Here is a 24,899-nt window from a genome sequence, read left to right as displayed (position 1 = left end):
TCTCGGTTTCTGATTCAGTTTAGCAGAAGGCGCCCTAAAAAAAAAGCGGACTTGCGACGGATATCGACAAAAACCCCTCATCCTGAATACTTCAGACGAGGGGTTTTTCGTTAGTTCGCTACGATGTTAATCAATTTCTTCGGAACGACAATCACTTTCCGAACCGTTTTATCGCCGATCCACTCTTGCGTTTTTTCATCCGCAAATGCAAGTGTTTCGATTTCTTCTTTTGTTGCGTCGATACCGATGACGAGTTTCGAACGGACTTTTCCGTTGACTTGAATGACGAATTCCATCGTATCACTCACGAGTTTCGTCTCGTCAAACGTCGGCCAAGCGGCATACGTCAACGTGTCCTCAAAACCAAGTTGTTCCCATAACTCTTCACCGAGGTGCGGTGCAACCGGTGTCAACAATTGAACGAATCCACGCAGGAAGTGACGCGGCAATACAGGTTGTTTGTTCGCTTCGTTGACGAAGACCATCAACTGCGAGATTCCTGTGTTGAATTGAATGTTCGTGAAGTCTTCCGTTACTTTTTTGACAGTCTGATGGTAAACGCGTTCAAAGTCCGCATCAACCGTCGTCACGTCTTGAATATCGGCCGTCCGTTCGAACAGACGCCAGACACGATCCAGGAAGCGGCGTGCTCCATCGAGTCCATTTTCAGACCACGAAACGGACGCATCAAGTGGTCCCATGAACATTTCATATAAACGAAGCGTATCGGCTCCGTGTGATTTGACGATTTCATCCGGATTGATGACGTTTCCGCGTGATTTCGACATCTTTTCGTTGTTTTCACCAAGGATCATCCCTTGGTTATATAGTTTCTGGAACGGTTCCTTCGTCGGTACGACACCGATGTCGTATAAGACTTTATGCCAGAAGCGAGCGTACAGCAAGTGAAGAACGGCATGCTCTGCTCCACCGATATAAATATCGACCGGTAACCAATACTTTAATTTCTCCGGGTCCGCGATCGCTTCTTCGTTATGCGGATCGATGAAACGAAGGTAGTACCAGCAGCTTCCGCCCCATTGCGGCATCGTGTTCGTTTCACGGCGCCCTTTGAGTCCAGTGACGGGATCCGTGTAGTCAAGCCAGTCTTCAGCAAGCGCAAGCGGCGATTCTCCCGTGCCCGACGGCTTGATTTCAGGAATGATTGGTAACTCAAGTGGTAATTCCGATTTATCCAATGTTTTCATCGTTCCGTCTTCCATATGGACGACCGGAATCGGTTCGCCCCAGTACCGTTGACGGCTAAACAACCAGTCCCGTAGACGGAAGGTAATCTTCTTGCGACCGACTTGGTTCGTCTCCAGTTCCGCGATGATCGTGTCGATCGCATCTTGTTTCGAAAGTCCGTCGAGCATCTGTGAGTTGACGTGTTCGCCTTCTCCCGTATACGCTGCTTCTTCAACGTTGCCGCCTTGTACGACTTCAATGATCGGAAGGTCAAACTGTTTCGCAAACTCATGATCCCGCTCATCGTGTGCCGGAACTGCCATGATGGCACCTGTGCCGTAAGTTGACAAGACATAGTCTGCAATCCAAATCGGAAGACGTTCGCCAGAAATTGGATTGACAGCAAATGCGCCTGTGAAGACACCCGTTTTTTCTTTGGCGAGATCCGTCCGTTCCAAATCAGATTTTGTCTGAACAGACGCAATGTAGGTATTGACGGCTTCCGCATGATCAGCTGTCGTGATATCCGAAACAAACGGATGCTCCGGCGCAAGGACAAGGTATGTCGCTCCGAATACGGTATCCGGACGCGTCGTGAAGACCGTCACTTGTTTTTTGTGACCGTCAATCGTAAAGTCGATTTCCGCCCCTTCCGATTTACCGATCCAGTTCCGTTGCATTTCCTTGACGGATTCCGGCCAGTCGAGCTCGTCCAAATCTTCCAATAACCGCTCGGCATAATCCGTGATCTTCAAGACCCACTGACGCATCGGGACACGGACGACCGGATGGTTTCCACGTTCAGATAAGCCGTCGATGACTTCTTCGTTCGCAAGCACGGTTCCGAGTGCCGGGCACCAGTTGACGGCTACTTCATCGACAAACGCGAGTCCTTTTTCATACAACTGCGTAAATATCCACTGTGTCCATTTGTAGTATTTCGGATCCGTCGTATTGATTTCACGGTCCCAATCGTAAGAAAATCCTAAATCTTTTAACTGACGTTTAAACGTCTCGATGTTTTGAGCGGTGAACTCCCGCGGATCATTTCCCGTATCAAGGGCGTATTGTTCCGCCGGTAGACCAAATGCATCCCATCCCATTGGGTGAAGGACGTTATAACCTTGCATGCGTTTCATACGGGCGAGGATATCCGTTGCCGTGTATCCTTCCGGGTGTCCGACATGCAGTCCAGCTCCCGATGGATATGGAAACATGTCTAGCGCATAAAATCCTTCTTTTTCTGGATCTTCTGTTGTTACGAACGCATTGTCTTGCTCCCAACGCGCTTGCCATTTTGGTTCGATCTCGCGATGATTGTACGGCATCTCTATTCCTCCTCTGAATATACAAAAAACCGGTCTCCGCCCCTAAGAATAGGGACGAAAGACCGGTTTGTCTCCCGCGGTACCACCCACGTTGTCTGCCGAGACAGACCACTTGATTCACGGATAACGGTGTGAAGGACCGGATTCGCTACTTCTGTTCACGAATCATGCTCCCTGACGAGTTCACGGACGATTCCGACTGGTTTGCACCGACCACCAGCTCTCTAAACGGAATGACTCCCTTACTACTTCAGTTCGTCGCAATTGATTATCTATGTGTTAGTGTAAGCTGAATCTTCCCTTATCGTCAACGGTTCCGTAAAATTTCTCCGATTGCTGCATGCGACGAGACGACGTGGTCCGCGTGATGCAGGATTTGTGTCGGCATCCGTTCATCCAGCAAGGCGATGACTTCCATTCCCGCTTCCTTCGCCCCGATCATCCCGTTCGCTGCATCTTCAATCACGATACAAGCCTCCGGCGCTTGATCAATCCGTTGCGCCGCCAATCGGAAAATCGCCGGATCCGGCTTCGACCGCGGGACTTCAAATCCGCTCGTGTACGCATCGACCGTCAATCCGTAATGCGTGATGACGCGTTTGATTTTTTCAAGTGAACTCGACGACGCAATGGCCACCTTGTACCCTTCCGTCCGCGCAAGCGCCATCAACTCGTGGACACCGTCTTTTAAGCCACACTCTTCCGGCTTGGCATGCTGTTGAAATAATTCATGTTCAAGTGCAAGCAACGATTCCGTCGAATGCGGCAAATCATGTTGGGTGATCAGTTCCTGCCACATTTCGTCCCCTGTTTTCCCCATGAACGTCGCGTATTGAACACGATCGAGTGGAATCGCTAATGTCCGGAACATCTGCTGATGCACTTTAAAATATTGAATTTCACTATCCAGGATGACACCATCCATATCAAAAATCAGTCCAGTTTTTTTCATTGTTTTCCCTCCCACCGATAGCGTACCAAAAAAAATGACAGTCCGCAGACTGTCAGGTCCATTCAAGTCGAGACGACGGTCTCATGATACCGGTACTCGGGAAAATAATTCGCTGCTTCATTCCGACCGTACTGCTTACATAATTGTTCGTAGATTTGCGGCAATAAAACCGTTTTTCCTTGATGGTATTCAAACATCCGGTACCCGGTGTAACGGCATTTGCTTTCAAACAGGCTGTCGCGTTCCTTATAACCGCCACCCAAATGCTGTTCGACCATTCCCGCAGCTTTTGAGTACAAAATCGCTTCATATTCAAGGCGTTGGTTGGGAAACAGTTTATGCTCGTCCCGCTGACAACCAATCAGATGACCGTGCGCATAGTCATGACCTAATAATATGAAGTACGCTCCTATTGTTTGCCCCCGCCACTCGGCCATCAATAAGACGGGCCGGCAAAGTTCCGTCGGCTGAAACAATTGTTCAAAGTAGTCTGTCGTAAAATAATAATGTAACGAAGCGTCTTTTCGGTCCATCGTTTGATAATACAGTTGAATGAACGTCTGTAAATCCTCTTTTCCTCCACAACGGACCGTCAGTTCAGACGCCAAGGACTTGCGAATCATACTCCGGTTTTTTTTATGAAAGGTCTGTATGATTTCGTCTACAGAGGGGCGAAGATCGATGCTTGTCGTATGTCGAATGAATTCTTTTCCTGTCCACTCCGGAACTTGTTGTTCGTTTTTAGTCAACGGATTAAACCGGATCAGTTCCGAGACGACATGGTGCTGTCTTGCCCATTGCCGAAATGAACCTTTGGCCAGTGCCAATTCCTGCGGCGTCAACTTCCCGACAATTTCCGGTCCGCCGTAACCGTAAGGCGTGATGATGTCAAAGTAGGGTGTATCAAAGATTCGCCGTTTTAAAAAAGGATAAAACAGTTCGCCCGACTGCCCTTCGAAATAAATCAAACCAGCCGATTCTTCAGAACGCGCGTTCAACTTGACGTACTCATAACTGTAAAAAATGTCGAGCGGCTTCCCTCTTATGAGTGCCGTCCAAGTGGATTGATCTTCGATGAATACACACTGCCTCATCTTTTTCACCTCCAACACGTGACACGCCGGACAAAATACCGTTCCCTTTAATTTGGTTAATTAATTAATTTTTCCTTTTAAAAAATAATTACCCTATTTAATCCATTTTATGCTTTCTTGAATAATAAAAAGGGAGAAAAAGCAACTTACACTTTTCCTCCCTTTGTTCATGGTTGTACTTTTTTGGGAACGGCCCGGATGAATGTAAATCCGGCTACGACAATCAGTCCGATTAACGTCAAGAAGACGGCATTCATTCCTGAGACATCATAAATCAATCCACCGACGGTCGGACTGATCATCCGTCCGGCCGATGCTGCGATATTGACGTATCCTTGGAACTCCCCTTCTTTTCCGATCGGTGCCAAGCGTGCAGCCATTGCCGGAACAGCCGGCCAGATGAACATTTCCCCAATCGTCAAGATGATCATCGCGACTAAAAACATCTTGAAGCCGCCGGCAAATGGCACAATCAAATAAGACAGCAGGAAGATACCGGTCCCCGTCAACAACTGACGCTTCAAATCATCTCCAAACCACCGCAAGACAGGCGTCAACAACGGTTGTGCAAACACGATCAACGCTCCGTTGATTGTCCAGAGGATCGAATACTCGGAAATCGTAACACCAAGGGATTTTGTATGGACGGCAAATGTTCCTTGCCACTGGACATAAACGAACCATAACAACGCGTAACCGATCGATACGTACAGCATCGTCCGGACAGAAGCTCGCGATAACGGTTCACGTTCTTCGTCCCCTGACGTCGTCGTCTGGCGTTTCAGCGGATTCGCTTGAATCCAGTTCAGACCAACGAGTAACACCAGCGCAAACAGCAGGTACAACACGAGGTTTGCGATAAAAATAAATTGAATGTCAATCGCCGCAATCTGTCCACTGATTGCCGTCCCAAGCGCGACGCCGACATTTTGGGCGACATAAATCGCATTAAAGGCGCGTCTCCCACCTTCCGGCCAGATGACACCTGTCAACGCATAAATCGTCGGGAAAACCATCCCGCCAACAAATCCAATCAATCCAAGCATCAGAACGTATCCGGTGAAGGTCTGGTGGAACATCCATAATCCGACCGAAGCCAGGACAAGACCGACGACACTGATGACGAGTGTCCGTTTACCACCGAGCCGGTCAAACGCTTTTCCCCCAATATAGTTTCCGACGATGGCAAGCGCCGAGTTGACGAACAACGCCATCCCCGCTTTTGTCATCGATTCGCCTAAATATTCATGAATGTATAATGTATTAAACGGCCATAAAAAAGAGGATCCTGTTGTATTGATCGCCATCGCCAATACCAGAATCCAGACCGCACGAGGTAATTTCGGCATGATCAGTTTCCTCCAATATAGTTTCCAACCTTGCCACTTTACGAAATTGCATCGCACTCTGTCAAGGAACTTCGATTTAAACGAACAATCGGAAAAATGATACAATTGACTAAATGATCGGATTTGCGGGTACTTAGAAAAAACAGAACAGCTATCAGGAAGAGGAGTTTATGCCATGTCACTTGCACGAGTATTACCTTACGCCAAAGAATTACTGGAGTCTGTCATCCACGAAGGGGATTGTGTCGTCGATATGACCGCCGGGAACGGTCATGATACACACTTTCTTGCCGAACAAGTCGGACCAAGCGGTCGGGTCATCGCTTTTGATGTCCAGGAGCAGGCGATCGAGGAAACGAAACGCCGGTTGCAAGCAGCTCATGTCTCGGAATGGGTCGATTTGTATCACGAAAGTCACATCCATGTCGGAGCACGCCTGTTTGAAGAACAGCGTCCGATCCGCGCCGGTGTCTTTAATCTCGGTTACTTACCGGGGAGTGATAAATCAGTCACGACGACCGGTGAAGAAACGTTAGAGGCGCTCGGCGCCCTTCTGCCTGTCCTTGTACCTGGAGGATTGATCGTCCTCGTGATTTATCACGGACATATCGAAGGACGTAAAGAACGCGACGCCGTCCTTGACTATGTTTCGCTCCTGTCCCAGCAAGATTATGCCGTCTTACAATACCGCTTTTTAAATCAACAAAACAATCCGCCTTTCATCGTCGCCATCGAAAAAAAGCTTAAAAAACAAATCATCGACTAAAAAAAGGAGGATACCGTCGCGGGCGACGGCATCCTCCTTTTTGAATTCGCTTCTTACTCTTCGACGAGTTTGAGGAACAATAGTAATTTTTCGGCAAACCGTGTGTTCAAACGTTCGAAACTAAAGTGCGGGAAGCCGTGCAGACGCTGAAGATAAATCTGATCGCCTCCCATTTTCCGGCACACTTCAAGCGTCAGTTTGACATCGGCAAACTGATCGTCCGGCGCATAAAAACAGGCGAGATGGACACGCGGTAATTTTTTCCGCTCTTCATCATGCAACACGATCTCTTCTTCAATCTCGCGATACTGTGCATACGTCAACTCACCGAGACGGACTGCATCTTCATTGTTTTGTCCAAACGGTAACGTCCCGAGCGGTGCATCCGGGCGAAAACGATCGAACGCACTCGCAAATACTTGTTTGACGCCGCCGAGCTGTTTCGAATTGTGCCAATCAAACAATGGCGAGATGAATGACAGACTGGCGATCGGCAATTCATATTCCTGCAACAGCCGGTTCACGACGAGTGCTCCCATGCTGCAGGCGATGATATGAATCGGAAGCTTTCGTTTACCGGCTTCCCGTAACGCTTCTTTTAATAATTGCTGATGTTCTTCAAACGATACACGACGTGGTGCATCGACCAAAAGCACTTCATATTCCCGTTCCAAGACGCGAATCAATGCTTCGCTCGGCCGGGCACGTAATTGGAGTGGATACACAAGGACAATCACTCCGGTTGGTTGTTCTACCACACGCTCACCTCTTCATCAGATATCCATTTAGTATGCAATAAATCCGACTTCAGCAAAACCGCCTCAAGTCGGATTTCCTTTTCCTTATTCATATATACGTTGCAGCCGCGTCACAGGTTCCACCTGTCCAAACACTTCTTCCGTCGTTTCACTGACTTCTTTAAAGCCGAACGAGGTTAAAAAGTGACGGGCTTTATAATTGCGTGATTCGACGTACACTTCGATGGGAGAAGCACCTTGGCGCTCGAGCTCTCGAATCAGTCGCCGCCCGATTCCGTTCTGTTGGTATTTCGGCAGGACATAGAGGCGGACGATTTCCCACGTCCCGTCGACATCAATTGCATGAATGAATCCCACAATCTCCCCATCGATCAGACCTACATTAAAATATTCTCCGCGCGCTTCTTCTGCTGTCCGGATTGCCCGAACGACTTCTTCTTGCGGGTAGGCTTCCTGAACGAAATGGGCTTTCGAGCGCTCAGAATAGATTTCCTCGTACGTATCCATCCAAGACGTGAGCGCAATATCATGAATGCGTGCTGCATCAGCAGGAACTGCTTCGCGTATCTCCATACCGAAATCCCCCTTTTCCTTTTACAGACTCATCTTCTTTTACCCTTTTCTAGAAATTTCAGTCGTTTCCCTGCAAAGTTCCGGAGAAACAAAAAAAGTTCAGAAACACCCTTCAAAAGGGCGTTTCTGAACTCAGGATTATGCGAAACGTTTTGCCTGCTCTTCAAGAGTAGCAGCTTTATCCGTTTGCTCCCATGGCAATTCGATGTCTGTACGACCGAAGTGACCATATGCTGCTGTCTGACGGTAAATCGGACGGCGGAGATCAAGCATCTTGATGATGCCTGCAGGACGAAGATCAAAGTTTTCTGCAATCAATTCGACGAGTTGAGCTTCTGGAAGCTTACCTGTTCCAAACGTATCGACAGCGATTGAAACCGGGTGCGCAACACCGATTGCGTAAGCAAGCTGAACTTCTGCTTTTTCCGCAAGACCAGATGCGACAAGGTTTTTCGCGACGTAACGTGCTGCGTACGCAGCAGAACGGTCAACTTTGGTTGGATCTTTACCAGAGAATGCACCACCGCCGTGGCGTGCGTAACCGCCATACGTATCAACGATGATTTTACGACCTGTTAATCCAGCATCACCTTGTGGTCCACCGATGACGAAACGGCCAGTCGGGTTGATGAAGAATTTTGTTTCAGCGTCGATGTATTCCGTCGGGATGACCGGAGCGATGACGTGTTCTTTCAGATCAGCTTGAATTTGCTCAAGCGTTACTTCTTCTGCATGTTGTGTTGAGATGACGATTGTATCGACGCGAACAGGTTCATTGTTCTCGTTGTATTCAACCGTAACTTGCGTTTTACCATCCGGACGGAGGTAATCGAGTTGTCCTGTCTTGCGGACTTCTGCAAGACGACGGGCAAGTTTGTGTGAAAGTGAAATCGGAAGTGGCATCAGTTCAGGTGTTTCTTTCGTTGCGTAACCGAACATCAGACCTTGGTCTCCTGCTCCGATCGCATCGATTTCTTCATCTGACATGTTTCCTTCGCGTGCTTCAAGCGCCTGGTCGACACCAAGAGCGATGTCTGCTGACTGCTCATCGATTGAAGTCAATACAGCACATGTGTCTGCATCGAAACCGTATTTAGCGCGTGTATAGCCGATTTCGCGAATGGTTTCACGAACGACTTTCGGGATATCCACGTAAGTCGATGTCGTAATTTCTCCTGCGACTAAAACAAGTCCTGTCGTGACAGAAGTTTCTGCCGCAACACGTGCGTTTGGATCCGCTGCAAGAATCGCATCCAAAATTGAATCCGAAATCTGGTCACAGATTTTATCCGGGTGACCTTCAGTTACTGATTCCGACGTAAATAGTCGGCGATTAAGGTTTGTCATGTTTGACCCTCCCAAAAAAGAATTTGACGGTGTACTCATTTCCCCTAGTTGAGTGGGACGGTAAAATGAAAAAAACCTTTCCATGTCCAAAAATGGTCAGGGAAAGGTTGTGCGTTCTTCCTTTACCCTCTTATCGTTCGAAGTGTTTACTTCGCTTCAGGAGAGCACCTTTTCCTATATTAATGATGAAACTAATATAAGACGGTTGCCGGGTTTCTTCGGGCCTTGTTCCCTCCACCTGCTCAGAATAAGAGTATCCGTTACGAATTACATGATATAAACTTGTGCCCACTCTGTCAAGCAACGTTTTAATTTCTAGTCGAAAAATTTCGAAAGAGATGTTAAACTGTTTATGCTGAAAGCGTTTCCAGATAAATAGAAATCAGCGCACGAAAAATGATTGCCCTATCTTTAGTATGTCATATATAATGAATGTGTCATACTAATTGTAGAGCCAAAACCAACGTAGGGGAAAGGTGGGGTCAGGATGCCGATGACGGTCCTGAATATCGAAGAACTACTCAAGAAGGAGCATGTGTTCAAACAACTATCTGTTGCCGAACTAGTCGAACATGCGATTCGCAACAACGAAGGAGTTCTTGCAGAAAATGGTGCTTTGTCTGTAGAAACGGGGAAATTTACAGGTCGTTCACCGAAAGACAAGTTCATCGTCCGTGATCAATCATGTGAGACACATATCGATTGGGGCCATGTGAATCAGCCGATGGAGTCGGACAAATTCGAACAACTGTTACAAAAAGTTCTTCGTTATATGAACGAAGCAGATCAACTCTACTACACAGAGGCAGCTGCTGGTGCCGATACACATTTCACCCTCCCGGTACGCGTCGTGACAGAGTACGCTTGGCATAATCTGTTTGCGAAACAATTATTCTTACGTGAATATCCTACGGTTGCGGCCTTCGAACCATTTACGGTCGTCTACGCACCACATTTCAAGGCCGATCCACTTGTTGACGGCACTAATTCGGAAACGTTCATCGCCATGTCATTCGAACATCGTATCGTCTTGATCGGCGGAACGGAATATGCGGGAGAAATCAAGAAATCGATTTTCTCGGTCATGAACTATCTGTTGCCGCAACAAGATGTTTTATCGATGCACTGTTCCGCCAATGTCGGACATGACGGCGACGTCGCCTTGTTCTTCGGACTCTCCGGGACTGGTAAGACCACCTTATCGGCAGATGACAGTCGTCAATTGATCGGGGACGATGAGCACGGTTGGTCTCATGACGGTGTCTTCAATATCGAAGGCGGCTGCTATGCGAAGACGGTGAACTTGTCGCGTGAAAAAGAACCACAAATCTTTGATGCGATCCGTTTTGGCACCGTCCTTGAAAATGTTGTCCTCGACGACACCCGGACTCCGGATTACGACGATACATCGTTGACTGAAAATACACGCGCGGCTTATCCGATCACAGCAATTGACAACATTGCCATCCCGTCACGTGCCGGCCATCCGAAAACGATCGTTTTCTTGACGGCTGATGCATACGGTGTGTTGCCTCCGATCAGTAAATTAACGAAAGAGCAAGCGATGTATCACTTCTTGTCCGGCTACACGTCGAAACTGGCTGGGACAGAACGGGGTGTCACGGAACCGGAAGCGACGTTCTCGACATGCTTCGGCTCACCGTTCCTGCCGTTGATTCCTGAAAAATATGCGACGATGCTCGGTGAACTGATTGATCGCCACGGCGTGACGGTTTATCTCGTCAACACCGGTTGGACCGGCGGCGCTTACGGAACAGGCAGCCGCATGAAACTGGCCTATACGCGCACGATGGTCAACGCTGCCGTCAACGGTCTGCTTGCAGACATCCCGACAGAAGAACACCCAATCTTCGGATTGCACATGCCAATCGAAGTACCAGGTGTTCCAAGCGACTTGCTGAATCCTGTTAAAGTTTGGGCAGATCCAGCTGTTTATACAGAGCAGGCAACAGCTCTCGCGCATAAATTCAAACAAAACTTCACCCGCTTCGTCAGTGCGACCGATGCGATTAAATCAGCCGGTCCTCGTGTTTAAGCCATCTCCAAGATAAAAAAAGTTGAGCCTCTGCTGAGGGGCTCAACTTTTTTTGTCTTCAAACAATCGAATCTGTTTTGTCTTGTAGATGTGATTCTTTTTGAGCCAACCATTCTTGGCTTTCTTTCAGCAACTCATAGGCACGTCGTTCGGAAATACCAAACCGGTTACTGAGCAACTCAAACCGTTCGAATTCGCCGCGATCTGCACTGATCGCAAGCAGCAGACAATCCCGAAACGGATGATCCTCTCCTTGCAAGACATGTTTTAATGCAGGCTCAATCGGCAGTTGATCGATGATTTCATCGATATCTACCGATAACAGGGCATCAATATGCGAAAGTAATCCAATCATGTAGGCACTTTCTGCTTTTAACGTTTTTGTTTCCGTCGCAAATAGTTCACATAACTTGGCACAGTGTAAAGACGAACGCAATAATTCATCCGACCACTTATACGGACTGGCCAGTTTCATCTCGCGTAAAACAATTAGTGAAATCCAGCTTTTCAGTTGAGAGAAGCCTAACAAGGAAATGGCTTGCCGCACCGAACTGACTGTATTCCGTAAGCCAATCCCGGGAGAATTGATCAATTGGAGGACTTGAACACTGATGTATGGGTTTCGTTCAATCTCATCGATGACCTCGTCATAATATTCATCTGTTTCGAGCCATTTCAACATCTTCAGCAAGACCGGTAATTGCGGTGGGACGGCCTTTCCTTTCATCAACATCGGTTTGGCATAAAAATATCCTTGAAACCAGTCGTATCCCATTTCAAGGCTTCGTGTATGATCTTCATGGGTTTCCACCCGCTCCGCCAGAAAACGCATGTGGGGATAATTTCGTTTCAGGATATGCAGAATGGCACTTTGTTCTCGTGGATTGATGGCTTCGATATCGATTTTGATCAAATCAATCAAATCAAATAATTCAGCACCATGATGTCGCAGAAGATCTGTGACAAAATCATCGAGTGCCAGCATGAATCCTGCTTCTTTCCATTTTTTCAGCGTGTGTAACATCGCGCTGTCAATGTGAACGGTCTCCAAGACCTCAATCACAAAACGGGTTGGATCCAAGTGATCGATTAACTCCGACTGCAACAAGTCTCCCGTAAAGTTAATGAACAATCGTTTTCCTTCTGCCACACGGTCTACGCCGAGATGGACAAGTGTGTTGGTCAACACATCCATCGTCGCTAAGTCGCCGTCAAAAACAGCCGGTGCATCGACTGAACGATAGAGTAATTCAAAAGCATCAATCGAACCGAACCGGTCAACGATTGGTTGTCGTGCAAGTAAGATTTCCATCTCATGTTCCCCTTCTCGATCCGTTAGTCAGGCTAATTTTATATGTTCCAGTATATCAAATATCCATTTATCTTAAAAAATCAGTTTTTTAAAAGATATCAATGTTGCAAATATCTAAAGAAAAAAATCACCTCAATGATACGCATTGAGGTGATTACAACATTAAATTCTGTCACGTCATCATCCAGTTGATGACGTCATCCGTCACTTCGAATTTTTGACGAATCGGGAATTGATGGGCATATTGATACACTTTTAAATGCGTCTGCTTTGGATAACGGGCGGCGTAATTCGTCGCATGACGCAATCGGACATTTTGATCGTACAAGCCGTGAATCAACAAGACATCGCCTTGCGGCGGAAAATAGAGCGGAGAACGAACTTGATAAGCTTCTTTTTGTTGATCCGGCAACCCACCCGTGAAGCGTCGCAACATCTTCCGCATCGTCTGCTGCTCTTCATACGTCCAGACAAGGTTTGTCACCCCGGCCCAGGAAACAGTCCGGGTGACGGGACGATGATGCGCAAGCAGTAACGCCATCTGTCCCCCCCGGGAAAAACCAAAGACCGACGTCCGGTCCACTCGTTCATCCAACCAGTCAAATGCCGAAATCGCGTCACGAATATCGTGGTGACCAAAATCCTCTTTGCCCGTCCCCCCCAGGTTTCCCCGGTAAAAGGGAGCCATGACCAAGTAGCCGGCTTGAGCAAACTGCATCAGACGCGTCGGTCGGACCATTCCGATGTTCCGTGTCCCACCACGCAAGTACAACAATCCCTGACCGTTGGCACGGACCGGCAGGATGACGTACGCACCGACCTGTTCGCCGTCAGATGTCTCATAAAAAATCCGAAACGTCCGGAACGGTCCCTGCCGCGGCAATTCAAACCAATCGGCGTTCGGCGAGTACACGCAATGTCTCCGGAAGGACGCGGTCCTTCATCATGAAGCTGTATTGACGGTTCGTATCAAGACGAGGTGGGATGTCGTCCAGCAAGTAAGCACCGTCTGTTTCATCCACTGCAAGATGCGGGACAAGGGACTTAATTTCGGCAAAATAAATGTTTTTGATGATGGTGTCTCCCCGTCCTTCAACACGGTATTGTCCAATGTATTGGAGACGTTCAATCCGTCCCCCGGTCTCCTCCATCACTTCTCGGTACGCCGCTTCCTCAGCTGTCTCTCCGGGCTCGACTTTCCCCCCCGGAAACTCATACCCGCGCTGTTTATGATGTGTCAGCAACCATTTCCCTTCGTACACGGCAATGACCCAGACATGAAGCGGATGAATCGAGAAGGGATGGTCCTCAAAACTCAGTTCAACCCGATTTTGGTAATAATCTAAAAACGTAATCACGTGCGTGCACCTCATTTCTTCTTCTCTCTTCACTTTACCTGTTTCGAAAGCATTCTAAAAGTGAAAGTGCGTAGGAATTTGTCAGAATGACAAAAAAAGACATCTCTCGAATCCGAGAGATGTCAAGATGCTTATTTCAAGCGAGCTTCGAGCTCTGCTTTTTCCGCTTCAAATCCTGGTTTACCCAGTAGAGCGAACATGTTTTTCTTGTAGGCTTCTACTCCTGGTTGATCAAACGGGTTCACGCCAAGCAGGTAACCGCTCATCGCACACGCTTTTTCGAAGAAGTAGAACAAGAATCCAAGATGGTACGGCGTCATTTCTGGTAATTCAACCGTTAAGTTCGGCACTTGTCCATCTGTGTGGGCAAGTAGCGTTCCTTCAGCTGCCTTATCATTAACGAATTGAATCGATTTTCCTTCAAGGAAGTTCAAACCGTCCAAGTCTTGCGCATCCTTTTCGATCGTCAAAGCATGACGTGCTTGTCCGACTTTAATGACCGTCTCAAACAAGTCACGGCGTCCTTCTTGCACGTATTGACCCATCGAGTGGAGATCCGTTGAGAAATCAACCGCTGCCGGGAAAATGCCTTTGAAGTCTTTTCCTTCTGATTCACCGTACAACTGTTTCCACCATTCCGAAACATAATGCAGGGCCGGTTCGTAGTTGACGAGGAGTTCGATTGTTTTCCCTTTCGCGTATAACGCGTTACGGACGACTGCGTATTGGTACGCTTCGTTCTCCGCCAAGTTTTCGTTTGAGAACTGAACTTGAGCGTCACGTGCGCCAGCCATCAATTCTTCAATCGAGATGCCTGCCGCCGCAATCGGTAACAGTCCAACCGGCGTCAAGACAGAGAAACGTCCACCGACGTCATCCGGAATGACAAACGTTTGATAGCCTTCCGAATCCGCAAGCGTCTTCAAGGCACCACGCGCTTTATCCGTCGTAGCGTAAATCCGGTCTTTCGCGCCGGCTTTTCCGTACTTGTCTTCCATAAACGTTTTCAAGAGACGGAACGAAATCGCAGGTTCTGTCGTCGTGCCTGATTTCGAGATGATGTTGACCGACACATCTTTCCCTTCAAGTACTTGGAACAAATCGTGTAAGTACGTTGAAGAAATGTTATGTCCGGCATAAATGATTTGTGGTGCTTTCCGTTCTTCTTTTGATAACAAGTTATGGAACGAATGACCAAGCATCTCGATTGCCGCACGTGCACCAAGATACGATCCGCCGATTCCGACGACTAACAAGACATCTGAATCCGACTTGATTTTTTCTGCGGCCGCCTGAATTTTCTCAAATTCCGCTTTGTCGTAGTTTGTCGGTAAGTCGACCCAGCCGAGGAAATCACTGCCGGCACCTGTACCGTTGTGAATCGCTCCGTGTAATGTTTTTACCGTATCCGCCATATAGTCCACTTCATGTTGTCCTACGAATTGTAGGGCCTTCGAATAATCAAAACGTACTGTTGTCATTCACTCGTCCTCCTTATTCATTCGCAAACAAATGCGACCTTCCTTTTCATTAAAACGCAAGAAGGAAGGTCGTTCAAGTCTTTTGTGAAAAGATTAGCAAATGTTACGGCGCTTATAAAGCAGCCGTTACGATTTGACGGACATCTTCGTTACCAAGTGATTTGAAGTTACCGAAGTCTCCGCGTGTCATCGCTGACTTCACGATCGAATCGATTGTATCTTCCTTGATATCATAGTCCGCGAGACGGTTTGGTGCACCAAGTGATGTCCAGAACGCGCTGATTGCATCAATTGTCGCGTGAGCCGCTTCCATCTCTGATTTTCCTGTCGTATCGACGTCAAAGACGTTTTCACCGAGTGTGACGAAACGATGGGCATTTGACTCGTCGAGAACGTGGCGCATCCAGTTCGGGAAGAGAATCGCCAGACCACCTGCGTGCGGGATGTCATGCACTGCTGAGACCGCATGCTCGATGTTGTGCGATGCCCAGTCACCACGTGCGCCCATTTGCAGGACACCGTTGAGTGCCATCGTACCTGCGAAGAGAATTGTACCGCGAAGTTCGACGTTTTCAAGATCGTTGACGAGTTTCGGTGCTGCTTCGACGACTGCTTTCATGACGCCTTCTGTCATCCGTTCTTGAACCGGTGCATGTGCCGTATGGAAATATTGCTCGAGGCAATGGCTCATCATATCGACGATTCCATAAATCGTTTGGTCTTTCGGAACGCTGACCGTGTACTTCGGATCAAGAATTGAGAATGTCGGGAACGTTAACGGGCTGCCCCAACCGTATTTTTCTTGTGTCTTCCAGTTCGTGATGACAGAACCTGCGTTCATCTCTGAACCGGTTGCTGCAAGCGTCAAGACCGTTCCGAACGGGATGACGGTTTCTGGTGTTGCTTTCCCGATGACGAGATCCCATGCTTCACCTTCGTACGGGATACCGGCTGCAATCAATTTCGTGCAGTCGATGACGGAACCGCCACCAAGTGCGAGCAATGCATCAACACCCGCTTCGCGAGCAATTTTAATGCCACGCTCTGCTGTTTCAATCCGTGGGTTTGGTTCAACGCCGTCGCATTCGACGTATTCGATGCCGGCTTCGTTTAATTCACGCGTTACGTCATCATACACGCCGTTGCGCTTGATGCTGCCGCCGCCGAAGACGAGCATGACTTTTTTCGCATTTAATGTTTTCAGTTCGTCTTTAATCTTGCTGACTTGACCGTCACCAAAAATAAGTTTCGTTGGATTACGATATTCAAAGTTTTCCATTGTGTGTTGCCCCCTTGATAAGTAATGAACACCTTACATTATCCACACATTCCCCTTTTGCATCTATTTTAATGCTTATAACGCAAAAAAAAGAGAACCGACCGATGTCGATTCCCTTTCAAAAACTTATTTTTGGAAGTTTGATTTTTCAATCCATTCTTCCAATTTGCCTTTTAACACGTTGAAGCCAGGAGCTTCTTCTTGTTTGAAAGCAGGACCTGCATCGCGACGGCCAGCGTTTTTGCGTGGGCCTTTAGCGCGTGCTTCGCGTTTTGGAGCTTCTTGTGTTGCTTTGATCGAAAGCTTCATTTTTTTGTTAGCTTCGTCGATGTCGAGAACTTTAACAGTTACTTCATCGCCAACTTTTACGTAATCGTTGATGTCTTTTACGTAATCGTGTGAGATTTCTGAGATGTGGACGAGACCTTGTGTTTGCTCGTCAAGTGCTACGAAAGCACCAAAGTTTTGAATACCAGTTACTTTACCAGTAACAACTTGGTCTTTTTCAAAGTTTGCCATAGTTTATACACTCCCTAACTAAATTCATCAACTTATAATAACATACTTTTTACGGATGGTAAAAAATATTTTTCAAATTGTTTATTTTTTATTTTACAAGGGAACAAATTAGTAGCAAGACTTCAAGTATTCCCCCTGATTCTGCCGGACTTTTCGAGTCCGGCCCTTTTTTTGTTTTCTTACTCTTTTCACGAGAGAAAAAAGACAAAAACATGTAAAAAGGACCGGTCCGGTCTGCTCACTTTCTACGGACAAGCCATCATGCCGCTTCAGATGCGAATGCATCTTTCAGGGGCATGATTGGCTTGTTTTTCCGCAAGAGTCGAGCAGGACCTCACCTGTCCTAGCGTAAAGGAAATTACATGTTGAAGCAATAAAAATTTAAAGAGTAGTTGACGACTTACAAATCGTCAAATCCGTTCGCATCCGTTACTTTCGCATACGACCGTGATTTCTGCTCGAAGAAATCGGATTTCGTCGCATTCATCGAGTCGTCGGAATACGCCCGGATCCATGGCATGACGTCTTCATCATGTCCTTCATACAGGTCGTCAAGTCCGATGACACGGAGACGTTTGTTGGCCAGGTATTTGACATAGTCACGCATCTCGCTGACATCAAGTCCGTCCAAGTCACGTAACACGTATTCACTCCACTCGATCTCAAGATCAACGGCACGTTCGAACGTCGCGTAGACGAACTTCGTGAATGAACCATCGGCGTCGATGGATGGATGTTCCGTCAGAACGGCACGCAACAATTGACTGATGAAGTACGAGTGTTGCAGTTCATCACGTTGGATGTAACTGATCATCGTCGAGGTACCGACCATTTTTTGATGACGCGCTAAATTATAGAAGAAAGCAAATCCGGAATAGAAGTTAATCCCTTCCAGAACGATCGAAGCGACGAGTGACTTCGCAAAGTTTTCCGGCGTCCGGTCGTTTTGGAAATCTTCGTACAGATCTAAAATAAAAGCATTCCGCTTCATGACCATCTCGTCATCTTTTGCGATGTCGAAGATCCGGTTTTGTTCCGACAGCGGCACGAGACTCGACAGCACGTAGCTGTACGATTGGTTATGCACGACTTCCTGCTGGGCTACAATCGCGAGGATCGCATGAATCGAGGCGTCTGATGTAAACATCGCTGATTCCAAAATATAGCGGGTTTGGACGGAATCAAGGATCGATAACAGACCGATGATCCGCTTAAAGGCATCCTGTTCCCGTTCGCTCAATTGATTCCATTGTTGCATGTCTTTTGACATCGAGATCTCGTCCGGAATCCAGAAGTTCGATAATAGCTGTTTATAGATGGAATAAAACTGAGGATAGGCAAGATCGTTCCAGTTGACGATCGAACTCGTTTCGCCGCCAATGATTGCGGTCGCCCGATTTGGATGACGGGCATCAAGCAGTTTGATTTTTTGTAGTTGTTCCATGTTGTTCGGCTCCCTCTTGCTGTAATTGCAATAACGTTCGACGTGCCCACTCCTTCACCAGATGCGGCCGGTTTCGTGGGGATTGTTCGATTTTGAGTAGTTCACCTGCGAGTGGGACACCAAATTTCGAGAGATGATAGGCCATCTCATCGACGGCACGGCAATATTTGACGAACATCTTGTCGCCCGTCCCAAAAACGGCAGCCTGTGGAATCTTGTGCGGACTTTCTTTTAGAACCAGCTTCAGACAGTCCCGCATCTCATCCGGCAATTGACCGTCCCCCCAGGTGTACGAACCAAAATAGACGATATCATAAGGGACCAGCTGATACGTCGTTACGTCATCGGCAAAGATCATCGTCGGTTCAACCTGCATGTCGGAACACGCTTTCGCGATCAGTTCCGCAACCTCCTCTGTATTTCCGCTCATTGACGCATATACGATTGCTGCCTTCATGATATCGTCCTCCTTCTCTTATGATGAACACGACTCACATTCATCGATTTCAACAGTCGTCGAACGTGTATAGTAAATCGTCTTCATACCAAGCTGCCATGCTTCCATGTGCATCTCGAGTAACTCTTTTGCTTTGATACTGTTTTTGACGTAAAGGTTAAAACTGATCGCCTGGTCAATGTGGCGTTGACGTGACGCATTTTGACGGATGCTCCACAGTTGATCAATCTCAAACGCTGATTTATAGAACCAGTTCGTCTCCGGCGTAAGGTCGGGAACGGTCACTGGAATCTTATAGTTTTTCTTTTCTTCCGCATAAACTTTTTTGTAGATTGGATCAATCGAAGCCGTACTGCCGGCGATGATTGCCGTCGACGAGTTCGGTGCGACTGCCATCAAGTAGGCATTTCGCATTCCATGTGCCGTGATGTCGGCTTGCAGGCGATCCCAATCGAGTTCAGCAGTCGTTTTGTAGTGACGGCGGGCGATGTACTCCCCTGTTTGCCACTCCGACCCTTCAAAGAGACGGTAAGCCCCTTTTTCTTTCGCCAGTTGCATCGATGCATCAATCGTCAAGTAAGCGATTTTTTCGTAGAGACGATCGGCGTACTGAACAGCCTCGACCGATTCCCAGCGGATGCCTTCGAGTGCGAGCAGGTGATGCCAGCCGAATGTTCCGAGTCCAACTGCCCGGTATTTCTGGTTCGTGATCTGTGCTTGCGGCACATCAATCGTGTTGAGATCGATGACGTTATCGAGCATCCGCATTTGAATCGGAATCAACCGTTCCAAGACGTCCGAGCGGACGGCACGCGCCAGTGCGATCGAAGACAAGTTACAGACGACGAAATCGCCTGGCGTCTTGGTGATGATGATCTTGCCGTCTTCCGTGTACTCTTCCGTCACTGTCGTCGGACTCATGTTTTGCATGATTTCTGAACAGAGGTTCGACGAGTAGATCATGCCCGCATGTTTGTTTGGGTTAGCGCGGTTTACCGCATCGCGGAAGAACATGTACGGTGTGCCGGTTTCGAGCTGTGACCGCATGTAACGTTTGACGAGATCGATGGCCGGTACTTTCGTCCGGCTCAGGCGGGGTTCATTGACACATGCTTCATATTTTTCCGTGAAGCTGCCGCCTTCCTCCGTTTCATCAAACGAATCTTCCAGACTGAAGCCCATCACCGTCCGGATTTCATGGGGATCAAACAAGTACCAGTCGCCTCGTGCTTCGACGGTCCGCATGAAATGATCCGGCAGGCTGACGCCTGTGAATAAATCATGTGTCCGCAACCGCTCGTCCCCGTTATTCAACTTCGCATCGAGGAACTCGAGGATATCCTTGTGCCAGATATCCAGATAAACGGCGATTGATCCTTGACGCATGCCGAGCTGATCAACGCTGACCGCTGTATTGTTCAACTGCTTCATCCAAGGAATGACACCGCTTGATACACCCTTGAATCCTTTGATGTCTGATCCGCGTGAACGGATTTTCCCCATGTAGACACCAATTCCGCCGCCGCCTTTTGACAAGGTCGCGACATCCGTATTCGAGTCATAGATGCCCCGTAGTGAGTCATCGACCGTATCGATGAAACATGACGAGAGTTGACCGTACGATTTACCGGCATTCGACAATGTCGGTGTCGCAACCGTCATATACAGGTTCGAAAGCGCCCAGTACGATTCTTTGACGAGTTCGATCCGGCGGTCTTTTGGTTCTGTCTGCATCAACGTCATCGCGATGATCATGAAACGCTCCTGCGGCAGTTCGTACAATTTCTTGACATGATCGCGCGCTAAGTAACGGTCTGATAATGTCCGAAGTCCGATGTACGTGAACAGATGGTCACGTGACGGATCGATCGATGCCGCCAGTTCCTCGACTTCTTCTTTTGTATACGTGTCTAAGAGATGCGGTGTGAAGATGCCGATTTCCGTCAATTTTTCAATCAACGCGTAAAGTGAGCCGTAACGCTCATCCGCCGGATATCCGCGGTTTTCGCTCGCTTCGAGATATAACCGGTTGAGGTAAGTGGCTGTCGCAACAAACGTCCAGTTCGGTTCTTCTGCTTTTAACATATCAAGTGCATGCATGGTTAACAGTTCATAGACTTGATCCGCTTGTAACGTCTTCCCTTCGAGTGCCCGAATCGCCCGTTCTGTGTAACGCTCGACGTCCAGCTCTGAATATGATGCCGTAATCTGACGGATCACCGTATATACATCCTCTATTGTCATTGCACCTTGATAGATGCGTGCTGTATTCAGTGGAGATGCCACTATGAACCACTCCCATTCTCTAACTTTAAAATAGGTTCCGTTGTTTCAAAAAATGCGCTAAACTAAAAAAAGACGCCCTACATATAGGAAGAGTAATTTAATCATCACTCTATATATAGACGTTTTAGGCATTTCTAAACCTATTTATCTACAAGATATAGGTTATCACTGAATGACCAAAAAATAACCCCTTGCATTGAAAATCAGGTCAAACAAATTCAAAAAGGCTGACCACCGCCTTTTGAGATATATTGAGATAAGGAGTTTAATCGATTATGAGGTCAGAAGAACTCTTAAAAAAATATGATCCATTTCACCTAGGACAAGGAAATTATCCGACCGAAATGTCTGCTATACTAGTGCTATTGACGATTCATGATCAAGTAAGCCCACTTGCCACAGCGATCGGGTCTGTGTTTGAAGAATCGTTTGGTGAACAACCCGATCAGCAGGAATTAACTTTACTCGCAACGAACTTACTTTTATGTGAAGATTCGTGTGAACTTTGAAAGGAGACTTATTATGCAAGTTGATTACACACCGAACCCCAACTCAGTAAAAATCACCCTCGATGGAGATCGTTTCGGGGCGAAAAGTACAAGTGTCAAAAAAGGGGATAAACCGGAAGACGCTTTACTCGCATCCCTCATTACAATCGACGGTATCGACAACCTCTTTGCATACGGTGATTTCGTCACCGTCACAAAAGAAGCAGATGCTGAATGGAATGACTTACTTCCGACAATCGAAGAACATATGTAAATATCTCACAAGGACACCTTGCACGTTACAGGTGTCTTTGTTCTAAGGAGACGACTCCCATGCCTACGGTCTCAGTCATCATTCCGACATACAACCGGCCACGTGAATTGCGTGAAGCCTTGACCGCACTGACAAAACAATTTTTTCAAGATTTCGAAGTCATCATCTTAAATAACAACGGCGACCGGCTCGAATCCGTCATCGCTGACTTTAACGGACAGCTGGCGATCACCTATGTCGATCTTCCGGAAAATCATCATGTCCGGGCACGCAATCATGGTGTCTCGCTGGCAAAAGGACGTTACATCCTCCTGCATGACGACGATGATCTGTTATTGCCTTCGCATATCGAGGAAGTCGTCGGCGACTTGGAAGCCGGTGCCGACTTGTCCTATGCCGACGCTGAACTGTTCACTTATGACTGGCAACAGGATCACCGTGTCGTCCGGACGACGGAACCGTTCGCCTATCCGTATGACCGCGATGGCATGAAGGAAGACTCGACGTATATCCCGTCCGGTTCCATTTACCGGAAATCCTTGCACGAAGAGCTTGGACTTTTTGATGAAGAGGTCTTCAACTATTGGGATTGGGACTGGATCTTACGGGTCGGCCAGGATCATCTCGTCCTGCACCCCGCTCGCGCGACTGTCCTGTATGCCTTTAATCCGTCCGGCAATCATGAATCCGCCAAACAGGATGCCTCACGTCGCGTCTATTTTGACCGTCTTGTGGAAAAACATGAACTGCCGACGACGGACATGAAAAATTTTCATATCGTCCAAGAAGAACGCCGCTCCCGTCTCCGTGAGACACGGCGGACGTTCAGCGGCCATTTGACAGAAAGTGAGTGATTATCGTGTATACAGATAAACAATTGGAATTACTTGAATTATTGACCCAGAATGGACCGATCGATCACGTCCTTGCTGCTCAGATGCTGGACCTGACGGAAGAGGAAGTCTTGTCGTCGCTTGCGGCATTCAAAGAAGACGGCGTCCTGCTCGGCTACACAGCCGTCATCGATTGGCAAAAGATTCACGCCCATCGTGGTGTGACGGCCTTTATCGATGTCAAAGTGACACCAAAACGCGGACGCGGCTTTGATGAAGTCGCGGAGCGGATTCATCGTTTTCCTGAAGTGACATCGCTGTATCTGATGTCCGGCGCCTATGACCTGCAAGTCGTCCTCGACGGAAAATCCTTGCAGGAAGTGTCGCAATTCGTCTCCGAGAAGCTGTCGACACTCGACTCCGTCATTTCGACGACGACTCACTTCCGTCTGAAAACGTACAAACATGATGGTGTCTTGTTCAGTCAGGATGATGAGGACAAACGATTGAAGGTGTCACCATGAAGTCGTTATCAGAGCGTGTCGAACGGTTAGCACCATCGGGCATCCGGCGTTTTTTTGATTTGGCCGGTTCGATGGAAGACGTCATCTCACTTGGTGTCGGCGAACCGGATTTCGTCACACCTTGGAATGTCCGGGAAGCCAGCTTCGCGGCACTAGAGCAAGGTTACACGGCCTACAGCGCCAACGCCGGGCTCGTCGAGTTACGTCAGGAAATCCGCTTGTACATGCAGGAGAAGTTTTCCATCGACTATCAGGTCAGCGATGAGATCATCGTCACGACCGGTGCTTCGGAAGGACTCGATTTAGCCTTTCGGACGTTGATCAATCCGGGAGACGAAGTCATCGTCGTTGAACCCGCCTTCGTGTCGTATGCTCCCCTGATCGAACTTGCGGGCGGTATTCCTGTCGCCGCTGCCTGTCAGGCGGAGAACGGATTTACGATCCAACCGGAGACAATTGAAGAGGCGATCACGGAACGGACAAAAGCCATTATCTTTTGTTTCCCGTCGAATCCAACCGGCTCCGTCATGTCACGGGATCAATTGGCCGATCTCGCGTTGATTGCCAAAAAACATGATCTCTATGTCATCAGCGACGAAATCTACGCCGAACTGTCGTATGAAGATGAACCGACCTGCTTCGCGACCTTACCGGATATGCGTGATCGGACGATTGTCATCAACGGCTTCTCTAAAGCGTTTGCCATGACCGGCTGGCGGCTCGGTTTCACCTGTGCCCCTGCTGGCATCAGTCAAGCGATGCTCAAGGTCCATCAGTACGGAATGATGTGTGCACCGACACTCGTCCAATTTGCCGGCATCGAAGCCTTGCGCTCCCGGCACAAGACGGTACCGGATATGGTCCGCAGTTATCGCCAGCGACGGAACTATTTCGTCAAGGCACTGAATGACGCCGGTCTGCCGACGCATTCACCGGGTGGTGCTTTTTATGCCTTCCCGTATATCGGCGGAACCGGTTTGACAAGCGAGGAGTTCGCGGAGCAGCTGTTGCTTGCGGAACGTGTCGCAGTTGTCCCGGGTTCTGTCTTTGGCGCCAGCGGCGAAGGATATGTCCGCGCGAGCTACGCCAGTTCAATCGAGCAACTGCAGCAAGCCATCCACCGGATCAACCGGTTCATGCAACAATTGAAACACCAGCAAACCGAATTATCGAATCGATGAAGTGAATCATCGAAAAACGGTATCAACTGAATTGAACACAAAAAATAAGGAC

The 24,899-nt window shown here is 48.0% G+C and carries 23 protein-coding genes, 1 riboswitch and 1 other annotated feature; of the genes, 7 read left to right on the top strand and 16 right to left on the bottom strand.

Features of this window, described 5'->3' with window-relative positions; translation table 11 throughout:
- Positions 1–110: 110 nt before the first annotated feature.
- The 4 genes from leuS to KNP87_RS13995 all read right to left on the bottom strand — a co-directional run bounded on the left by leuS (position 111) and on the right by KNP87_RS13995 (position 5,911).
- Positions 111–2,516 carry a leucine--tRNA ligase gene (leuS, locus tag KNP87_RS14010; protein ID WP_214722071.1) on the bottom strand — a complete coding sequence of 802 codons (2,406 nt, stop codon included), beginning with the start codon at positions 2,514–2,516 and terminating at the stop codon, positions 111–113.
- Between the two features lie 47 nt (positions 2,517–2,563).
- Positions 2,564–2,784, bottom strand: a binding site (T-box leader).
- A 39-nt stretch (positions 2,785–2,823) separates the two neighbouring features.
- Entirely contained in the window at positions 2,824–3,468 is a 645-nt protein-coding gene (locus tag KNP87_RS14005) for an HAD family hydrolase (protein ID WP_214722070.1), read from the bottom strand.
- A 62-nt stretch (positions 3,469–3,530) separates the two neighbouring features.
- Positions 3,531–4,562, bottom strand: a complete 1,032-nt coding sequence (locus tag KNP87_RS14000; protein ID WP_214722069.1) for a peptidoglycan bridge formation glycyltransferase FemA/FemB family protein — start codon at positions 4,560–4,562, stop codon at positions 3,531–3,533.
- 167 nt (positions 4,563–4,729) lie between these two features.
- A complete protein-coding gene (locus tag KNP87_RS13995; protein ID WP_214722068.1) occupies positions 4,730–5,911 on the bottom strand; it encodes an MDR family MFS transporter in 1,182 nt (393 codons plus the stop codon).
- A 175-nt stretch (positions 5,912–6,086) separates the two neighbouring features.
- Here KNP87_RS13995 and mnmM point away from each other — a divergent pair, with 175 nt between their 5' ends.
- Complete coding sequence (gene mnmM, locus KNP87_RS13990) at positions 6,087–6,677, top strand: tRNA 5-(aminomethyl)-2-thiouridylate-methyltransferase MnmM (RefSeq protein WP_026832275.1); 591 nt, start codon at positions 6,087–6,089, stop codon at positions 6,675–6,677.
- Between the two features lie 53 nt (positions 6,678–6,730).
- On the opposite strand, the gene KNP87_RS13985 is transcribed toward mnmM, so the two are convergent.
- From KNP87_RS13985 to metK, 3 genes are all read right to left on the bottom strand, one after another.
- Complete coding sequence (locus KNP87_RS13985) at positions 6,731–7,435, bottom strand: alpha/beta fold hydrolase (RefSeq protein WP_028105834.1); 705 nt, start codon at positions 7,433–7,435, stop codon at positions 6,731–6,733.
- 84 nt (positions 7,436–7,519) lie between these two features.
- Entirely contained in the window at positions 7,520–8,008 is a 489-nt protein-coding gene (locus KNP87_RS13980) for a GNAT family N-acetyltransferase (RefSeq protein ID WP_026832273.1), read from the bottom strand.
- Positions 8,009–8,146: 138 nt separating this feature from the next.
- Positions 8,147–9,355: a methionine adenosyltransferase gene (gene metK, locus KNP87_RS13975; RefSeq protein WP_028105833.1), complete on the bottom strand. Its 1,209-nt coding sequence runs from the start codon at positions 9,353–9,355 to the stop codon at positions 8,147–8,149.
- Between the two features lie 127 nt (positions 9,356–9,482).
- Positions 9,483–9,609, bottom strand: a riboswitch (SAM riboswitch).
- Between the two features lie 233 nt (positions 9,610–9,842).
- On the opposite strand from metK, the gene pckA reads away from it, so the two are divergent.
- On the top strand, positions 9,843–11,411 hold the full coding sequence (pckA, locus tag KNP87_RS13970) for a phosphoenolpyruvate carboxykinase (ATP) (RefSeq protein ID WP_214722067.1): 1,569 nt from the start codon (positions 9,843–9,845) through the stop codon (positions 11,409–11,411).
- A 58-nt stretch (positions 11,412–11,469) separates the two neighbouring features.
- Here the strand turns inward: pckA and KNP87_RS13965 are convergent, their stop codons facing one another.
- The 9 genes from KNP87_RS13965 to KNP87_RS13925 all read right to left on the bottom strand — a co-directional run bounded on the left by KNP87_RS13965 (position 11,470) and on the right by KNP87_RS13925 (position 21,547).
- Positions 11,470–12,723 carry an EAL and HDOD domain-containing protein gene (locus tag KNP87_RS13965; protein WP_214722066.1) on the bottom strand — a complete coding sequence of 418 codons (1,254 nt, stop codon included), beginning with the start codon at positions 12,721–12,723 and terminating at the stop codon, positions 11,470–11,472.
- Between the two features lie 172 nt (positions 12,724–12,895).
- Positions 12,896–13,636 (bottom strand): alpha/beta hydrolase family protein, encoded by a 741-nt coding sequence (locus tag KNP87_RS13960; RefSeq protein WP_051524794.1) that lies wholly within the window; start codon positions 13,634–13,636, stop codon positions 12,896–12,898.
- Positions 13,608–14,081 carry an RNA deprotection pyrophosphohydrolase gene (ytkD, locus tag KNP87_RS13955; RefSeq protein ID WP_026832268.1) on the bottom strand — a complete coding sequence of 158 codons (474 nt, stop codon included), beginning with the start codon at positions 14,079–14,081 and terminating at the stop codon, positions 13,608–13,610. The genes KNP87_RS13960 and ytkD overlap by 29 nt, the downstream gene beginning before the upstream one ends.
- Before the next feature lie 131 nt (positions 14,082–14,212).
- On the bottom strand, positions 14,213–15,562 hold the full coding sequence (locus KNP87_RS13950; RefSeq protein WP_012371157.1) for a glucose-6-phosphate isomerase: 1,350 nt from the start codon (positions 15,560–15,562) through the stop codon (positions 14,213–14,215).
- A gap of 112 nt (positions 15,563–15,674) precedes the next feature.
- Entirely contained in the window at positions 15,675–16,841 is a 1,167-nt protein-coding gene (locus KNP87_RS13945) for an iron-containing alcohol dehydrogenase (protein WP_214722065.1), read from the bottom strand.
- 126 nt (positions 16,842–16,967) lie between these two features.
- Positions 16,968–17,360 carry a S1 domain-containing post-transcriptional regulator GSP13 gene (gene yugI / locus KNP87_RS13940; protein ID WP_012371159.1) on the bottom strand — a complete coding sequence of 131 codons (393 nt, stop codon included), beginning with the start codon at positions 17,358–17,360 and terminating at the stop codon, positions 16,968–16,970.
- Positions 17,361–17,760: 400 nt separating this feature from the next.
- Complete coding sequence (locus tag KNP87_RS13935; RefSeq protein ID WP_026832265.1) at positions 17,761–18,804, bottom strand: ribonucleotide-diphosphate reductase subunit beta; 1,044 nt, start codon at positions 18,802–18,804, stop codon at positions 17,761–17,763.
- Entirely contained in the window at positions 18,773–19,261 is a 489-nt protein-coding gene (locus KNP87_RS13930; RefSeq protein ID WP_026832264.1) for a flavodoxin domain-containing protein, read from the bottom strand. Before KNP87_RS13930 ends, KNP87_RS13935 begins: the two co-directional genes overlap by 32 nt.
- A gap of 18 nt (positions 19,262–19,279) precedes the next feature.
- Positions 19,280–21,547, bottom strand: a complete 2,268-nt coding sequence (locus KNP87_RS13925) for a ribonucleoside-diphosphate reductase subunit alpha (protein ID WP_035387579.1) — start codon at positions 21,545–21,547, stop codon at positions 19,280–19,282.
- Positions 21,548–21,822: 275 nt separating this feature from the next.
- Between KNP87_RS13925 and KNP87_RS13920 the strand changes: the two genes are divergently transcribed.
- The 5 genes from KNP87_RS13920 to KNP87_RS13900 are packed head-to-tail and all read left to right on the top strand — an operon-like array spanning position 21,823 to position 24,847.
- Complete coding sequence (locus KNP87_RS13920) at positions 21,823–22,056, top strand: DUF1871 family protein (RefSeq protein WP_026832262.1); 234 nt, start codon at positions 21,823–21,825, stop codon at positions 22,054–22,056.
- Positions 22,057–22,069: 13 nt separating this feature from the next.
- Positions 22,070–22,309 (top strand): NifU N-terminal domain-containing protein, encoded by a 240-nt coding sequence (locus KNP87_RS13915; RefSeq protein ID WP_214722064.1) that lies wholly within the window; start codon positions 22,070–22,072, stop codon positions 22,307–22,309.
- 59 nt (positions 22,310–22,368) lie between these two features.
- The gene (locus KNP87_RS13910) at positions 22,369–23,163 is read left to right on the top strand and encodes a glycosyltransferase family 2 protein (protein WP_214722063.1); all 795 of its coding nucleotides are present in this window, start codon (positions 22,369–22,371) and stop codon (positions 23,161–23,163) included.
- Between the two features lie 2 nt (positions 23,164–23,165).
- A complete protein-coding gene (locus KNP87_RS13905) occupies positions 23,166–23,666 on the top strand; it encodes an Lrp/AsnC family transcriptional regulator (protein WP_214722091.1) in 501 nt (166 codons plus the stop codon).
- Positions 23,663–24,847 carry an aminotransferase gene (locus tag KNP87_RS13900; protein ID WP_026832258.1) on the top strand — a complete coding sequence of 395 codons (1,185 nt, stop codon included), beginning with the start codon at positions 23,663–23,665 and terminating at the stop codon, positions 24,845–24,847. Before KNP87_RS13905 ends, KNP87_RS13900 begins: the two co-directional genes overlap by 4 nt.
- The last annotated feature ends 52 nt before the right edge of the window (positions 24,848–24,899 follow it).

Source organism: Exiguobacterium sp. s192 (assembly GCF_018618795.1).
GTDB lineage: Bacteria > Bacillota > Bacilli > Exiguobacteriales > Exiguobacteriaceae > Exiguobacterium_A > Exiguobacterium_A undae.
Note: the sequence above shows the minus strand (reverse complement) of the source record. Positions and strands in the feature narration are given on the sequence as shown.

Excerpts from the sequence above, each read along its gene's own strand:
- metK (WP_028105833.1), bottom strand. The coding sequence starts at position 9,355 with ATGACAAACCTTAATCGCCGACTATTTACGTCGGAATCAGTAACTGAA.
- KNP87_RS13935 (WP_026832265.1), bottom strand. The coding sequence starts at position 18,804 with ATGGAACAACTACAAAAAATCAAACTGCTTGATGCCCGTCATCCAAAT.
- KNP87_RS13965 (WP_214722066.1), bottom strand. The coding sequence starts at position 12,723 with ATGGAAATCTTACTTGCACGACAACCAATCGTTGACCGGTTCGGTTCG.
- KNP87_RS13910 (WP_214722063.1), top strand. The coding sequence starts at position 22,369 with ATGCCTACGGTCTCAGTCATCATTCCGACATACAACCGGCCACGTGAA.
- yugI (WP_012371159.1), bottom strand. The coding sequence starts at position 17,360 with ATGGCAAACTTTGAAAAAGACCAAGTTGTTACTGGTAAAGTAACTGGT.
- KNP87_RS13995 (WP_214722068.1), bottom strand. The coding sequence starts at position 5,911 with ATGCCGAAATTACCTCGTGCGGTCTGGATTCTGGTATTGGCGATGGCG.
- leuS (WP_214722071.1), bottom strand. The coding sequence starts at position 2,516 with ATGCCGTACAATCATCGCGAGATCGAACCAAAATGGCAAGCGCGTTGG.
- pckA (WP_214722067.1), top strand. The coding sequence starts at position 9,843 with ATGCCGATGACGGTCCTGAATATCGAAGAACTACTCAAGAAGGAGCAT.
- KNP87_RS13950 (WP_012371157.1), bottom strand. The coding sequence starts at position 15,562 with ATGACAACAGTACGTTTTGATTATTCGAAGGCCCTACAATTCGTAGGA.
- KNP87_RS13945 (WP_214722065.1), bottom strand. The coding sequence starts at position 16,841 with ATGGAAAACTTTGAATATCGTAATCCAACGAAACTTATTTTTGGTGAC.
- KNP87_RS14000 (WP_214722069.1), bottom strand. The coding sequence starts at position 4,562 with ATGAGGCAGTGTGTATTCATCGAAGATCAATCCACTTGGACGGCACTC.
- KNP87_RS13920 (WP_026832262.1), top strand. The coding sequence starts at position 21,823 with ATGAGGTCAGAAGAACTCTTAAAAAAATATGATCCATTTCACCTAGGA.
- mnmM (WP_026832275.1), top strand. The coding sequence starts at position 6,087 with ATGTCACTTGCACGAGTATTACCTTACGCCAAAGAATTACTGGAGTCT.
- KNP87_RS13915 (WP_214722064.1), top strand. The coding sequence starts at position 22,070 with ATGCAAGTTGATTACACACCGAACCCCAACTCAGTAAAAATCACCCTC.
- KNP87_RS13930 (WP_026832264.1), bottom strand. The coding sequence starts at position 19,261 with ATGAAGGCAGCAATCGTATATGCGTCAATGAGCGGAAATACAGAGGAG.
- KNP87_RS13980 (WP_026832273.1), bottom strand. The coding sequence starts at position 8,008 with ATGGAGATACGCGAAGCAGTTCCTGCTGATGCAGCACGCATTCATGAT.
- KNP87_RS13900 (WP_026832258.1), top strand. The coding sequence starts at position 23,663 with ATGAAGTCGTTATCAGAGCGTGTCGAACGGTTAGCACCATCGGGCATC.
- KNP87_RS14005 (WP_214722070.1), bottom strand. The coding sequence starts at position 3,468 with ATGAAAAAAACTGGACTGATTTTTGATATGGATGGTGTCATCCTGGAT.